This is a genomic window from Myxococcota bacterium, from assembly GCA_040387835.1.
In the GTDB taxonomy this organism is placed as follows: Bacteria; Myxococcota; UBA727; order UBA727; family JABDBI01; genus JAZKCZ01.
On sequence record JAZKCZ010000002.1, the window covers coordinates 601,703 to 615,264 of the forward strand.

Annotated in this window: 16 protein-coding genes; 9 read left to right on the forward strand and 7 right to left on the reverse strand. The window is 48.3% G+C overall.

All coding sequences use genetic code 11. The features are described 5' to 3' along the window. Nucleotides 1-63: 63 nt before the first annotated feature. A complete protein-coding gene (locus tag V4534_05625; protein MES2504341.1) occupies nt 64-660 on the forward strand; it encodes a hypothetical protein in 597 nt (198 codons plus the stop codon). A 109-nt stretch (nt 661-769) separates the two neighbouring features. Here the strand turns inward: V4534_05625 and V4534_05630 are convergent, their stop codons facing one another. The 4 genes from V4534_05630 to V4534_05645 form a co-directional block, all read right to left on the reverse strand. After that, the gene (locus V4534_05630; GenBank protein MES2504342.1) at nt 770-2,464 is read right to left on the reverse strand and encodes a PD-(D/E)XK nuclease family protein; all 1,695 of its coding nucleotides are present in this window, start codon (nt 2,462-2,464) and stop codon (nt 770-772) included. A gap of 108 nt (nt 2,465-2,572) precedes the next feature. Further along, nucleotides 2,573-3,211: a tetratricopeptide repeat protein gene (locus V4534_05635; protein MES2504343.1), complete on the reverse strand. Its 639-nt coding sequence runs from the start codon at nt 3,209-3,211 to the stop codon at nt 2,573-2,575. Between the two features lie 25 nt (nt 3,212-3,236). Then, nucleotides 3,237-3,860, reverse strand: coding sequence for a peptidoglycan-associated lipoprotein Pal (gene pal, locus V4534_05640; protein MES2504344.1), 624 nt, complete (start codon nt 3,858-3,860; stop codon nt 3,237-3,239). Nucleotides 3,861-3,879: 19 nt separating this feature from the next. Beyond that, on the reverse strand, nt 3,880-4,785 hold the full coding sequence (locus V4534_05645; GenBank protein MES2504345.1) for a diacylglycerol kinase family protein: 906 nt from the start codon (nt 4,783-4,785) through the stop codon (nt 3,880-3,882). A 9-nt stretch (nt 4,786-4,794) separates the two neighbouring features. On the opposite strand from V4534_05645, the gene V4534_05650 reads away from it, so the two are divergent. The 8 genes from V4534_05650 to recG are packed head-to-tail and all read left to right on the forward strand — an operon-like array spanning nt 4,795 to nt 11,692. Continuing rightward, nucleotides 4,795-5,478, forward strand: coding sequence for an RNA pseudouridine synthase (locus V4534_05650; GenBank protein ID MES2504346.1), 684 nt, complete (start codon nt 4,795-4,797; stop codon nt 5,476-5,478). A 21-nt stretch (nt 5,479-5,499) separates the two neighbouring features. After that, the gene (gene yidC, locus V4534_05655; protein MES2504347.1) at nt 5,500-7,086 is read left to right on the forward strand and encodes a membrane protein insertase YidC; all 1,587 of its coding nucleotides are present in this window, start codon (nt 5,500-5,502) and stop codon (nt 7,084-7,086) included. After that, nucleotides 7,083-7,754 carry a hypothetical protein gene (locus V4534_05660; protein ID MES2504348.1) on the forward strand — a complete coding sequence of 224 codons (672 nt, stop codon included), beginning with the start codon at nt 7,083-7,085 and terminating at the stop codon, nt 7,752-7,754. The genes yidC and V4534_05660 overlap by 4 nt, the downstream gene beginning before the upstream one ends. 32 nt (nt 7,755-7,786) lie before the next feature. Then, nucleotides 7,787-8,032, forward strand: coding sequence for a hypothetical protein (locus V4534_05665; GenBank protein ID MES2504349.1), 246 nt, complete (start codon nt 7,787-7,789; stop codon nt 8,030-8,032). Further along, nucleotides 8,019-9,029, forward strand: coding sequence for an isocitrate/isopropylmalate family dehydrogenase (locus tag V4534_05670; GenBank protein MES2504350.1), 1,011 nt, complete (start codon nt 8,019-8,021; stop codon nt 9,027-9,029). Before V4534_05665 ends, V4534_05670 begins: the two co-directional genes overlap by 14 nt. Then, a complete protein-coding gene (gene greA / locus V4534_05675; GenBank protein MES2504351.1) occupies nt 9,026-9,493 on the forward strand; it encodes a transcription elongation factor GreA in 468 nt (155 codons plus the stop codon). The genes V4534_05670 and greA overlap by 4 nt, the downstream gene beginning before the upstream one ends. Before the next feature lie 8 nt (nt 9,494-9,501). After that, nucleotides 9,502-9,696 (forward strand): hypothetical protein, encoded by a 195-nt coding sequence (locus V4534_05680; protein MES2504352.1) that lies wholly within the window; start codon nt 9,502-9,504, stop codon nt 9,694-9,696. Further along, nucleotides 9,686-11,692, forward strand: coding sequence for an ATP-dependent DNA helicase RecG (gene recG, locus V4534_05685; protein ID MES2504353.1), 2,007 nt, complete (start codon nt 9,686-9,688; stop codon nt 11,690-11,692). Before V4534_05680 ends, recG begins: the two co-directional genes overlap by 11 nt. On the opposite strand, the gene V4534_05690 is transcribed toward recG, so the two are convergent. The 3 genes from V4534_05690 to V4534_05700 are packed head-to-tail and all read right to left on the reverse strand — an operon-like array spanning nt 11,689 to nt 13,524. Further along, nucleotides 11,689-12,144, reverse strand: coding sequence for a hypothetical protein (locus V4534_05690; protein ID MES2504354.1), 456 nt, complete (start codon nt 12,142-12,144; stop codon nt 11,689-11,691). The genes recG and V4534_05690 overlap by 4 nt on opposite strands. 50 nt (nt 12,145-12,194) lie before the next feature. After that, nucleotides 12,195-12,863 carry a uracil-DNA glycosylase gene (locus tag V4534_05695; protein MES2504355.1) on the reverse strand — a complete coding sequence of 223 codons (669 nt, stop codon included), beginning with the start codon at nt 12,861-12,863 and terminating at the stop codon, nt 12,195-12,197. 40 nt (nt 12,864-12,903) lie between these two features. Then, on the reverse strand, nt 12,904-13,524 hold the full coding sequence (locus V4534_05700; protein ID MES2504356.1) for a GNAT family N-acetyltransferase: 621 nt from the start codon (nt 13,522-13,524) through the stop codon (nt 12,904-12,906). Nucleotides 13,525-13,562 lie beyond the last annotated feature (38 nt).

Genomic DNA, 13,562 nt, shown 5'->3' on the forward strand with positions numbered 1-13,562 from the left:
TCATCTGAGGGATGCATATTGCGCTTACCAAAGATTTAGGAACTCAATACAAGAGGATGTGTCATGATGCTTAAAAATGGGATCTGCTTTAGAGTCTTAATGCTAACAGTCGTTTGCAGTATTCTTCCTTTAGAGTCAGCTATCGCCAAGGAATCATTCGATGGCTTTCTTCCCGAAGTACGTCGAGGGTTATTTTTGCATCTTTGTGACGTAATTCATGAAGTCGAGAATACTGCGGTGCGAGATTCGTGGCAAGCTGAGTTTAACCTAGATAAACTAGCCTCCATTAACAAAAAAAGTGTCGAAAAAATAACTTCGTTATGTTTTCATATTTATGAGATTAATTTTAAAGTTAAGCAGCAACGTAATATCGCTAAATCCACATTCTCTCGAATTTGGCAGCTATCTTTAAAGGATTTCACTCGAGGGGCGAAGATTTCTGCCTATGATCGAGCGTCAGTTTTTGCTTTATCAAATGATGACGGTACTCGATTTTTATTGAGAAATGTGAATGATTCCGTTCGCGAACTTTTTTGTAACCAAAGCTATGACCGCCAATCTTCTATCGACGCTGTATGGCCTAGCGCACACCAGGCCCTGCAAGCATTGGAACCGGAGTTGATTTTGGAATGGAAAAATTATTCGAGTGAATTGAACTGAGTCGGTTCCCAGGCTCCAGGCTCAACAAAGCTTGATTCGTTGGCACCGGACCAACGTGGCGTTGTGAAACAGACGATTTGCCCATGTTTTGTAACGAGTTAATGACGGGTTATTGGCGGCATAGGGCTTTTAGGCGGCAATCCCCGCAACTTTCTGGGCCGCCCGGAGGAACGTAGCCTTGAAGTACCGGGGTTAAGACTTCCATGAGCGCTTGGTCAAGTTCATCTAGGCGCTCGGTCATATCTATCATGGGGCCAGGGGCGCCGTCTTTGATGGATATTGGGTAGCCTATAAGCGATCGCTGTGATCCAAGCAGCTTTAGATAAATCGGTATCTGAAAATGCGTCTTTAACACTTCCGACTGAGCAAAGCGCATGCGTAGGCTGCTGAGTGATGACAGTTTATAATCCACAACGATATCAGCGCTCGGGCTTTTATCAATTCGATCCGCGACGCCGCCCAGAAATATTTCAGTTCCGGCAATGGGAAATACCATCGGTCCCAGTTTTTTTTCAGACGCAACCTGGTACGCACCGGGGATAGGCGGGTTTTTGCGCAGGTTGGACTCTAAGCGAACCAGTGCTTCATGAAGCCAGAGCATCATGGCATCCCAAACACCTTTGTGAATTTCAGGATGCTCAGCCAACACCAAGTCGGCCTCAGCTTTAAAAAGCGCTAAATCACCACCTTCTAAAATCTTATGAGCGAGTTGACCCAAAATGCGTGGGTCGATATCACTGCCGGAAGGCTTGTTTAGATCTACTTCTAATAGGCGTTCAATAAATGCTCGAAAAGGGCATTTTGCGAAGGCTTCAATGCGCGTCGCACTGAAAGCGCGCTCCCTAGACAAGCCCAACTTGTCACCGAATTTTTCTCTGAAGCGAGCCGTGTCCATTTGAAAAGCGCCCTGCTTTGCGGAAGATTTAGCATGGCTAGCGGTTTCGATCAGGCGCTCTAGCTTGCCTAAAGGCTTATTCACCAGATCCAGAGAACTCGGCTCACCCAGCCAGCTAAGCTTAGTAAGCTCGCTGGCAGCCTGAGCTTGATACACTTCATCTACTAAAGAGCTAGTCACCAGCAGCGTCTCTGTCGCCGCATCGCAGGCGCCCAGAAACCACATAGGCTCCAGCGCTTGCCTCGCTGGAAACAAGCTCGGCTCGAGCGGGTCTTCTTCGAAGCGCCTTAAAACTTGCCTGCCCATCAGGCGATTAACCAGAAAGCAATCGGCATCGGATAGTGGCCAATCGGGCTCTCTAGAAAGCGTCAATCTGCCATGAGCTGCGTCGGCGATAATTACCAGGTCGAACTCTTTACCCAAAAGGTCAGGAAGCGCCATCACGGTCAAATCAAGTCCCTGATCTTTTAGGGCGTCCTGGAAAATCAACGCCCGCCTATCGAGCATCCGCATAGACACAGCAATGCGTTTATCAGCGCCGTAGCCTGAGGCCACTTGCGCAACGAGACGTGCTTCTTGAACCAAATCAGGTGCTTCGTAACGCATCCAACGAGGGGGCTTCGAAAACGGCTTAAAGACGATTTCGATATTTTCTAAATTATGATGCTTTTCAATGCGAGCAGCAAGCGCAGTGGTGGGCAAGCTAAAGCCTTGCCCCGATTCATCTACCGGTAGTTCGAACTTCAGTTTGACGCCTAGACTAGCCAACTTGAACAGATACGATAGCTCGAGCTCGCTTAAGTCTACCCTGCCCGAAATAACCAACTGATCAAAAGCAGGCTTGGCGATCAACGCATCGTGCTGCGCTCTAAAATCCGAGCTTTCTTCTGATTGCCCAACCAATGGCAATAGGATTTCAGCCAGTTTGGCAGAAAGACCTGGCTTGGCCAGAAGTTCTTCTGGGCTGCAAAATCCGTGGATCAGCGCCCTTAACAGTTTGGTTTGCGAAGGCGTCAGCTACTTCTTCCTCTTTTTGAGCTGGTCTTTGGCTTTGGCCGCAAACGGGCTTTTGGCATGTTTTTCTATGATTTCGTTATAAAATACCGCCGCGTCATCTTTAAATTTCAGCGCTTCTAAAGACAAGCCTACTTTGTATAAAGCTTCGGGGATTTTACTGAAATTTTGATATTTGGTCAGCAATTCTTGAAAAGACAAAACGGCCTTTTTGTACTCACCTAGCTCATAGTACGAGTCTCCGCGCCAATACAAAACCTGCGGCGAAAATTGCTTGTCACCTGCATACTTCGTTAAAAATGCATCGCAACCCGCAATCGCTTTTTCAAAGCTTTTGTCTTCGAAGGAAGTTTTGATTTGAGCAACCAAATCGGCTTTGCTTTCGGTGGAAACTTCAGCTGGCGCGCTCGATTTGGTACTCTGCAAATCTTCAAGCTGTGCCTTAAGCTGTTCGACTTCCGTTAAAAGCTTGTCTTTTTCAAGAGAACGTTCAGCATTTTGCTTAAACGTGCCGTCTTCGACATGCTTCAATCTGGAATCGATCAGTTTAAGTGCGTCGCCTTGATCACGCTGGGTTACGGCCAATTCGCCTCTTAATTTGGCGATGTCAGCGCGCATGAGGTCGCCTTCTGCCCGCGGCACGAAGCACGCAGGCAGTAAAAGGCAACTAGTCCAAAGTAATGTCTGTGCGCCGGTTTTTAGACCAAGCTTCTTCGTTGTGTTCTGTATCAACGGGTTTTTCCTTTCCATAAGAGATAATAGTCATTCTAGAACCATCAATTCCAGAGTTTTGCAAGTATTGAGCTACGGTTTGAGCGCGTTTTTCACCTAAAGCCAAGTTGTATTCTACCGTGCCTCTTTCATCGGTGTTACCGGAAAGAACAAATTTTTGACCCGGATTCGAGCGCATACAGGAGGCAATTTCATTTAACTGATCACGAGTGTCTGACTTAACGTCGTAGCCATTGAAATCAAAATGGACCACGCCTGTGATCGCACAGCTTAAAGATTGGGTAGGACCTGTGCTCGGAGCGCAAATACCAGCGGCGCAAACCATGCCGGTGCCGCAATCGCCTGAATCAGTGCAGGTTTTAGGTTGCTGATCAGGGTTTAGGCACTGGGCGTTTTGACAAGTTTTGCCGTCTTTGCAGTCAGCATCTACCGCACATTCCTGGCATTTTCCAAATACGCAAACGCCTTCTTTGCAGTCGGTGTCTTTTTTGCAGGTACCTGAAGTGGATTGATGGCACGCGGACATCATGAACAAAGCGGAAACCATTACAAATTTCAAGAACATCTTTCTCTCCTTTTTAAACCAACACAGGCAAACACCTGGGTAAAATTTCAAATCTTGCAGGAAGCGTACCCGCATCCTCACCATCCGTTTCAATATAGAAGGGTTCTTTAGAGATGCAATCTACTTTTGCGACTCGACCCCGCATCTTATATACCTGAGGAAGCTCAAGATGCAAACCTCGGTATACCTTGGCCCCATGTCTCAGAAAAAATCCCAGGCCCATATTGGATACCGCGATTTCGTCAAAGCGACCGTCATCTAAACTAGCGCCTGGCGCAATTTGCATACCGCCGCCAAAATATCGACCGTTCGCAAAAGCCAGCAACGAGCATCTGGGATGCCGAATATTTTTACCATCAATATCAACGCTTAATTGCTTAGGTTTAAAAGAAAAAATGGCTTTGAACGTTTCGAAATAATAAGCCCAGCCGCTCAAATTGCTCTCTCGTGCACGCACGTTTTGGGCGATCACCGCTGAAATGCCGCAGCTGGCAACGTTCAAAAAATATCGAGTGTGAGTTTTAGAAGTTACCAAACCTAAGTCGATCATTTTAACGCGAGCATTCAGTAAATGCCGGACCAAGTTTTTGGTCTCACTTGGAATGCCCAAGCTTTTTGCGGTGTCGTTGCCTGAGCCGCAAGGCAAAACGCCCAAAGGAATTTGGCATTGATCACCCATGGCGTTCACCACTTCGTTTAAAGTGCCATCCCCACCGAGCACCAAAATCACCGTCGCATTTTCAGCAATGGCCAAAAGCGCCAAGTCGGTGGCATGGCCGCCGCGGTCAGTCTCAAGGACCTTAAGGCTAGGCCAAGTTGCCAACATTTCGGGCAAAATGAGATCTAAACTAGCCTTCGCCAAGCCCCGATTCGATTGGGGATTGACAATTAGGTAGGGGTTGCCGAAAGTGCCATTCACCTAAACAAAATGAGTTCTATCCAAGCAAGCGTCAAGACCCCCCTTCAAATTTTAGATCAAGGCAAACACCACCTTGTGGTCTTTAAGCCTTCTAACATGGTGGTGGTCACAGGGCGCGGTGCGCCTAAACCAACGTTGCTCGATGTGGCTATTGCCGAGTTTGGCAAAGGCATTCGCCCAGTGCATCGCCTCGATCGCGGCACTACCGGTTGCTGCATCTTGGCCAAAGACCTTTTTGGGCAACAAGCTTTGAGTAACGCCTTTCGCAAGCACTTGGTTAACAAAACCTATCTGGCGATTATTGAAGGCGTGCCCGATTTCAAGAAATTAAGCGTCGATGCACGTCTGAAACGCGTGGATACGCCCAACAATAAAAAGAGCCTAGCGCACCAAACCATTGCAGAAGATGGTGAGCGCGCACTGACACATTTGAAAGTGCTTTCAACGACAGACGGGTTAACGCTCATTGAAGCTAGGCCCGTCACGGGTCGCATGCATCAAATAAGGGCGCATCTTAGTCATTTAGGCTTTCCAATTATTGGCGATATTTTGTATGGGTCAAAACGAGATTACGCACCCCATTCGTTAGCGCTTCATGCATACAGTGTTGATTTTCCGGTCCCAGAAGGCGGGCGCAAAAAAATCGTGGCTGAGCCCGATGAACGCTTTGCCGCCCTTGCTAAATTGCCCTGATTGGGGCAACTAAGAGGCTTCATGCAAGATACTCCTGATTTTAAACGCCTATTTATGGCGGTTTTCTTAATGACTGCTTTGCTCATGGGCTATAACGCCTTTTTTGGTCCTAAAACCAAAGCACTGCAGCCTGCGCCTGCGCCAGTTCAAAGCACAGATACCGCGGGAGTGAAAACTGCGCCGATGCCTTTAGCGCCTCCTCGCGTAGAAACGCTCAACACGCCGATTGTCACTCAAAGTCTAACCCGAACGCTTCCCGACAGGGGCGGCATTAGGGGCGGTTATCAAGCAACATTTAGCAGCGAAGGCGCCCGTGTCAGCGATTTTTCGTTAACTGGCTATCAAAACCCAGTTCATTTGGCGCCCTATCTGGTTGCTGAATCACGCGATGGTAATTTGACGCTCTCATCAGCTTCCAGATACCAATTGGTTAACCAAGACGCTTCCAGCATCGCTTTTCAAAAAACAACGCCAGAAGACATTCGAGTTATTAGACGGTATCGTTTCTCCGAAACACCTTTTGTCTTGCAACATGAGCTTGAATTTAAAAATTTAAGCGCCGTATCAAAGCCCATCTCGATTAACTTGGTCATGGACACACACGAGGCTCAAAAGGCCGATGTGGAACAATTGGCTGCAGCATTTCGCTTTGGCAAGACGCACGAACGCTTTCCTTTGAAAGACATCAAAGAACAGCCAGAAACCCTAAGCGGCACGCTCACCTATGCTGGCTTTGACCGTCGTTACTTCTTTATCAGCGTTGCCCCTGAGCAAAATAATCTGACTGAAAGCGCCACCACACAGATTTTAAAAGTAGGCGAGCATGAAGGTATGCGCATTAGCCTGCGTCATAAAACTTTCACACTGGCGCCAGGCGCGACTCAGCTTTTTAGCTACTCATCTTACATTGGACCGAAAGAGTTGAAGCTTTTGGATGCAGCGGGCCACGGGCTTTCAGAAAACATCGACTATGGTTGGTTTGGGGTGCTGAGCAGGCCCCTGCTATGGTTGCTGATTTATATTAATCAGTGGGTATTGAACTTCGGCTTAGCCATTATTCTGCTCACGGTCTTGATTAAGCTGCTAACTTTTCCGCTGACTCAAAAATCTTTTGGTGCGCAGCAGCAGATGAAAAAGATCAGCCCGCAGCTTAAAGAAATTCAAAAGAAATATGCTCATGACAAAGCCATGTTGGGCCAGCAGCAAATGGCGTTTTATAAAGAGCAAGGCATTAACCCGATGGCAGGTTGCTTGCCCATCTTGATCCAGATGCCCGTTTGGTTTGCTTTGTATCAGATGCTCGGCAACTCAGTAGAGCTTTACGAACAGCCATTTTACGGCTGGATCACCGATTTAACCAAGCCGGATCCTTATTATGTGATGCCAGTCGTCATGGGACTCAGCATGTTGATCAGCCAATGGATCATGCCGCCAGCCATTGATGAATCGCAACCACAGATGAAGTATGTCATGTGGTTTATGCCGGTTTTCCTAACCTTTGTGATGCTCAGCATGCCAGCCGGTCTTTCGATTTACATGCTGGTGAACAATCTTTTGACCATCGCTCAACAAATGTACATCAAGCAACGTTCAGAGGTGAGCGCGTGAGAAATTTCTTCGGCAACGAACCTGGCGATGGCGGTGGCAATCGCCGCTCTGTTAAAGACCTCAAAGTTCCCTACGATGGCATTGGCAATCAATTGGAACATGGCGGGCAGATTCACTACGCGCCGGATAATGTGGGCAACTCGATTGATTCAGCGCCAACGCATCATTTAAGCAGTGTCACACGGAAAAAAAGTGAGCATGCGGCACCTCAGCGCCTAGGGCGTTACCTTGCAGGCGGCGTTAACCCATTGGTGGTTGCAGGCCTCAGCCACTTAAACCCCGATAACAACCCGGCCGTTGTCACCGGCGCAGAAGCGGCCCCTACCCCCCGGCCTGTTTCAAATCAAGCTCAAAATGATAAACGCTTGCGAAGATTATTCGAATTCGATGAAGATGACCGCGCCGAATACAGCCTCACCAGCACACCGGAAGAAAAGTGCGCGCAGATCGAACAAACCGTTAAAAAGTTGTTCGACTTAGGCCATGCCCCGGTTGAGCTAACTTGCCATGTTGAACAAGTGAACGAAAAACCATTTGTCTCAGTGGCAGTCAAAACACCACTGTTTAAAAACGATGAGATTTCGATGGCTGCTTTGAACTTTTTGGTTAACAAAATGGTTAATCGCGCACACTCGGATCGAATCCGGCTAGCCGTTAAAGCAGCGTAGCCAAAATCATTTGGCTGCTGCTAATGATATATATGCCACCTATTTCAACGCTTCCACCCAAAAGTCCAATCATTCCCATGACACCGGGCGTAGACCTATTTGTGTCGCTCGTTAGCCGCAGCCTCTCCCCAATAGATACCTTCGAGGGGAGTTTTGAGCGTGCCTATTCGCTCATTGGCTTTCAAAAGAAAACGACGCCCGAAGAGCTCGAGCAGCTGTCACGCCTGATGGATGCTCAGCATCAAGCTCGCATGCGACGAATCAATGATGTTAGGTAAAATTGCTGTCATTCCCGGAGATGGCATTGGCCCAGAGGTCATTGCCGAAGGTGCCGAGTTGCTTGAAGCCCTTGGTTTTGAGCTGACGTTTTTCGACTGGGGCGCAGACAAATGGCTTCGCGATGGCATTGGCTTGCCCAAAGACGCGCTTAAAATGCTGTCCGAGAATTTCGACGCCATCTATTTCGGCGCACTCGGAGATAAACGCATCCCCGACATGGCGCATGGGCGCGAAATTCTGCTGGGCCTGCGTTTAGGGCTGGATCTCTATATCAACCTGAGACCAGTTCAGCTTTTGCATCCCAGCTTAGCCGTGTTGAAAAGCAGTGCGCCTATTGATTTCATGGTCTTCAGAGAAAACACGCAAGATTGCTACTCTGGTGCGGGGCGCAGCCTACACACAGGAACTGACCAAGAGCAAACTTGCGATGAAAGCCTGCATACTTTCACAGGCGTTGAGCGCATTATCAGGCAAGCATTCGAATATGCGATAAAGCATGGCAAAAGCTCCGTAACGCTTGGTCACAAATCGAATGCTATCAAATTTGGTGGCGCGCTTTGGCAAAAGACCTTCCAGGCTCTGGCGCGCGAATATCCAAACATCGCGCCTAAAGAACTTTATATTGACACCATGGCCATGGAATTTGTCCGAGCACCTGAGCAGTTTGAAGTTATCGTAACCTCCAATCTGTTTGGCGATATTTTAACCGACCTGGGTGCGGGCATTACCGGCGGGCTTGGTTATGCAGCCAGCGCGAACATCCACCCTGGCAAAATTAGCCTCTTTGAACCTGTCCACGGATCAGCGCCTGACATTGCAGGCAAAAATCTAGCCAATCCCATGGCAGCATTCTTAAGCGCCGGGCTTATGATGGAGTTTTTAGGCCACCATGATCTCGCTAAAAATATTAAAAAAGCAGTCATTTCAGCAATCGAACTCTGTGGACAAAAAGGCACCAGAGAAGTAGGAACTTATATCAGAGCTCAAATCCTATGAAATACCCGATGACACAGACCGGCTATGACTCTCTTTCCGAAGAACTCAGACGCCTCAGAACAGAAATTCGACCTAAGGTCATTCAAGATGTGGCCGAAGCGAGATCTCATGGCGATTTGTCCGAAAACGCTGAATATGACGCAGCCCGAGAAAAACATTCGATGGTCGAAGGCAGAATTCGAGACATCGAAAGCAAAATAGCCAACGCAGAAGTCATTCATCCACATCAGATCAATAACTCCAAAGTCGTCTTTGGCGTGACTGTGATTATCGCAGATACAACTTCTGGCGAAGAACAGACCTGGACTTTGGTTGGTGAAGATGAAGCGGACCTCAAAAGATCAAAAATCAGCATCGGCAGCCCGTTGGCCCGCGCTATGATTGGTAAAGCCGTAGGGGATCAGATGGAACTCATCACCCCTAAAGGCAAACGTGAATGTGAAATCGTCAAAATTTTGATATAGTGTTTGTTATGGACGAAATCACTGCCGAGTATAAAATCGAAAAAGTCCAAGACGAAGCTGCTACGCTGCCGACTCCTGACGCTCCAGCCACATCCAAACACCATTTAAATGAGTGGATTCCTATCATTGTGGGCGTGATCACTATCATTGGCATGGCCGCGATTAGCTACCTATTATGGACCAGAGGAGCGCGTGTCCTCTGAGCATTCGGTCTATGATACCCCAGTTAAATCTTTAACCGGCGTTGGCCCTGTCAAACTCAAAGCATTAGAAGCGCTTGGTGTTCATCGCCTTGCCGATCTTTTGGGCATCCTGCCGCGCAGCTATCAGCTCAGAGAAAGATTGCCGATGGATGAGCTTAAGCCGGGTATGCAGGCCATGGTAGTGGGTCAAGTGCTCAGACTCAAACTCATGGGCTCGCCCAAAGCACAACGCTTGGAAATCATGCTGAAAGACGGCACCGGCTATATCAAACTGGTGTTCTTCCAGCCTAAATTTGTCGCCTACTTAAGAAACATAGAGCCTATGACGGTACTTACCGCCATCGGCCAGGTGAACTCTTTTAACGCCATGCTTCAAATGGCTCACCCCAAAGTGGTTCTAGGCGACAAATCTGAAGAGCTTCAAGGCGTCTGGCCGATATACCCAGAACTCAAAAACTTAGCGCCTTCTGATTTCAATCGCCTGATTGAATCAGCTTTCAACCTGATCAAAGAAAAGCCTCCCCAAGAAAATTTTTCGCCCGATATTTTAAAAAAGCTAAACCTCATGCCGCTTTTGGAAAGTTACCAAGCCATCCACCAGCCAGAGGCTTCTGCGCTTCACACGCTTTTAGACCCGGCGCATCATCCCGCTTTTAGACGCATGGCTTTCGAAGAGCTGTACGCTCTGCAACTGCGCCTGCAAAAGCATCGTAACGCACAACAGCAAGCCGCGGCACCACAGGTAGCTGCCGTAGATGCGAAATTACTTTTCGCCGAAATCATGCCTTTTGCCCCGACCAATGCTCAAGCTCGTGTGATTAATGAGATCGTTGGTGATCTGGCTAGACCCATTCCCATGCTGCGCCTGCTTCAAGGCGACGTAGGCTCTGGAAAAACCGCAGTCGCCGCCTCAGCTGCGCGTCACATGAGTAAAGCTGGTTATCAAACGGCCATTATGGCGCCCACTGAAATTCTGGCTGAGCAGCATTACCAGCTATTCATCAAATTATTCGGCCCCGAAAAAATTGCTCGCCTGCAAGGCAGCTTAAAAAGCAAAGAGCGCCGCTTAGCCATCGAGCGCCTAAAATCCGGCGAAGCAAAAATCATCATTGGCACCCATGCGCTGATTTCAGATGACGTCGAATTTCATAAACTCGGCCTATGCATCATCGATGAACAGCACCGCTTCGGCGTAGATCAGCGGACTCAACTACGCAACAAAGGCAAATCAGGCCTCAGGCTGCCGCATGTCTTGGCCATGACCGCCACACCCATTCCCAGAAGCTTGGCACTAACTGCCTACGGGGATTTTGCCCTGTCGGTCATCGATGAATTGCCACCTGGGCGAACGCCTATCTCTACGCATATTTTGCAAGGTGAACCGACCAAAAACATCCTGCTGTTGGCAGAGAAATGCGTTCGCAATAACGAACAAGCTTATATTATCTATCCATTGGTCGAAGAGTCCGAGAAACTCGACCTATTAGACGCAGAAGCCGGCTTCAGGCATCTCGAAGGCCATTTTGGAGGCACCCAGGTCGCACTCATCCACGGCCGCATGAATGCCGCCGAAAAAGACGCTGCGATGCAAAGATTTTCGAGAGGCGATGCGCGTTTTTTGGTATCGACTACGGTCATCGAAGTGGGCGTAGACGTTCCCAATGCTACTTGCATGATGATCATCCACCCCGAGCGTTTCGGTCTGTCCCAACTGCATCAGCTGCGCGGTCGAGTCGGCCGTGGCAGTCGAAAGAGCGCCTGTTATCTTATCAGCGATAAACTATTTTTAAGTGGCGAAGCGTACCGACGCCTAACCATCATGGAAAAAACCCAAAACGGGTTTGAAATCGCTGCCGAAGATCTGGCCATCAGAGGCCCGGGTGATTTCTTGGGGACCAGGCAGTCGGGTTTGCCGATTTTCCATCATTGCGATTTGGTAAAACACGCAGACCTCATTGAGCCTGCGCGTGAATTAGCAATTGCTGAACTACCTTAAATCCCAGCGACGCGTGCACCCATTTCGCCCATTTGAACTGCAAAGGCGTGAGTACATGATCCATAAATTGCGCAAGTAACCAAAGCGACACCGACATTCCCAGCCTTCGCAAGGGCGTCACCAACCAAAGGGACGTTAGGCAAAATATTGGCCACAGCTGGCAGATTTGCAATTGCTGTTGCGCTGGTTGCGACTGCAGTCTTGATGCCAACCACAACAAGTGTTGGATTGCGAAGCGCGGCCCCCATGCCTGCCAAGCCCACGCTTGCAGATATTGCATGTTTATTCAGCTGGCCGACTGGCAATAATCTTTGAATCGCTGTAGCAACTATGCCCGTAGCGGCAAGCGCTAGAACCAAACGCTGCGTGCCATCCGCTCCCGAAGTCGGCTGAGCAGACGCGACAGATGATATTAATCCGACCACCACCAAAGCAAGAATTGATTTTTTCATTGTAACTCCTCAAGCAGCACAAAGCTCCCAACGAGAAAATTATTTCAGGCTTAAAGATTCAACTTCTTCATAACCGCTTGCAAATCTTCCCAAGCTTCTTTTTTCTTGGTCTGATTGCGAAGCAAATAAGCCGGGTGGAAAGTGGGCATTAAGTCGATGCCTTCATAGCTCGTCCACTTACCCCGAACATCGCTTAATGCGCCCTCAAACTTAAGCAAACTTTGGCAAGCATAACGTCCTAAAGCGACGATTACCTTGGGCTTAATGATTGAAAGCTGCATTTTCAAAAAAGGCTCGCAAGCTTCGATTTCATCAGGCTCCGGATTACGATTCGCAGGCGGCCTGGATTTAATCACATTGCAGATGTAAACATCGGAACGGGTAAGGCCCATCGCTTCGATCATTTTGGTCAATAGCTGTCCTGAACGGCCCACAAAAGGAAGACCTTGTTCATCTTCATCTGCGCCAGGTGCCTCGCCTACGAATAGTAAATCTGCCTCGGGGTTGCCAGCGCCAAAAACGATGTTTTTACGGGAGCTCCAAAGCTTGCAACGGCGACAATCTCCGAGCTCGACCGTACGCAGGGCTTCCAATTGTTCGGCGGGAGTGCCTTTTAAATTTTTCGATAGCGAGGCCTTTAAAGTTCCGCCAGAAGCTTCATAAATTTCCAGGCGCGTCTTAAGCGTTTTCGCAATATCTGAAATCGAATCGGTGGTCATGCGAATATGCTGGATCAATGCCTAGAGCGTGTAAATAGGCCTAAATTAGCGGGTTTAATTGTAGATTGTCGGGGAACAGCAGGTTTTCTCTGGTTTTTGACCACCTTTCAGCGGGCAATTTCATCCACCAGACTTGCCAGTAGCGGCCTTCAGCATCGTAGTGCCAGCCAGAGCGGTGGGAGATTTCGAAGCCCAATTGCTGATAGAGCTTGAGCGCGACATGGTTGAACTCCAATACTTCCAGGCAGATTTCCACCAGGCCTAATGCATAGGCCGCATGGTCCAATAAAATCGCCATGGCGGCTTTTCCGACGCCTAAGCCTCGGTACTTTTCTTCACCAATTTCTATGAATAGTTCAGCTCTTTTTGTCTCCAGATTTATCTCTTTTAGGCCGACATTGCCCACATGTTCTCTATCAACTTCGATGGCGAAAGTTTTACGTGTTTTATCAACCAACAAGGCATGGATATATTGGTCCATCATCTTTTGATCGAATGGCAAAATTGCACGGCGCTCTGGGCCTGAGATCACAAAAGTTAAATTTAACACGTAAGGATCTTGGAGCCATTTTTGTACTTTTTGATCGTCTTTTTTTTCTAAAAATCGCAAATTTATTTCTAAATTATTGGTCAATTTGGCGAGCATAATTAATGCTAGCATGGACCCCTGGGATTTTTCCGTGAGCACGGCCTGTTCTT

What these genes read in the sequence shown, in the direction of transcription:
- V4534_05665 (MES2504349.1), top strand. Translation starts at nt 7,787, where the DNA reads ATGCCACCTATTTCAACGCTTCCACCCAAAAGTCCAATCATTCCCATG.
- yidC (MES2504347.1), top strand. Translation starts at nt 5,500, where the DNA reads ATGCAAGATACTCCTGATTTTAAACGCCTATTTATGGCGGTTTTCTTA.
- V4534_05695 (MES2504355.1), bottom strand. Translation starts at nt 12,863, where the DNA reads ATGACCACCGATTCGATTTCAGATATTGCGAAAACGCTTAAGACGCGC.
- V4534_05700 (MES2504356.1), bottom strand. Translation starts at nt 13,524, where the DNA reads ATGCTAGCATTAATTATGCTCGCCAAATTGACCAATAATTTAGAAATA.
- V4534_05690 (MES2504354.1), bottom strand. Translation starts at nt 12,144, where the DNA reads ATGAAAAAATCAATTCTTGCTTTGGTGGTGGTCGGATTAATATCATCT.
- V4534_05650 (MES2504346.1), top strand. Translation starts at nt 4,795, where the DNA reads ATGAGTTCTATCCAAGCAAGCGTCAAGACCCCCCTTCAAATTTTAGAT.
- V4534_05680 (MES2504352.1), top strand. Translation starts at nt 9,502, where the DNA reads ATGGACGAAATCACTGCCGAGTATAAAATCGAAAAAGTCCAAGACGAA.
- greA (MES2504351.1), top strand. Translation starts at nt 9,026, where the DNA reads ATGAAATACCCGATGACACAGACCGGCTATGACTCTCTTTCCGAAGAA.
- V4534_05670 (MES2504350.1), top strand. Translation starts at nt 8,019, where the DNA reads ATGATGTTAGGTAAAATTGCTGTCATTCCCGGAGATGGCATTGGCCCA.
- V4534_05625 (MES2504341.1), top strand. Translation starts at nt 64, where the DNA reads ATGATGCTTAAAAATGGGATCTGCTTTAGAGTCTTAATGCTAACAGTC.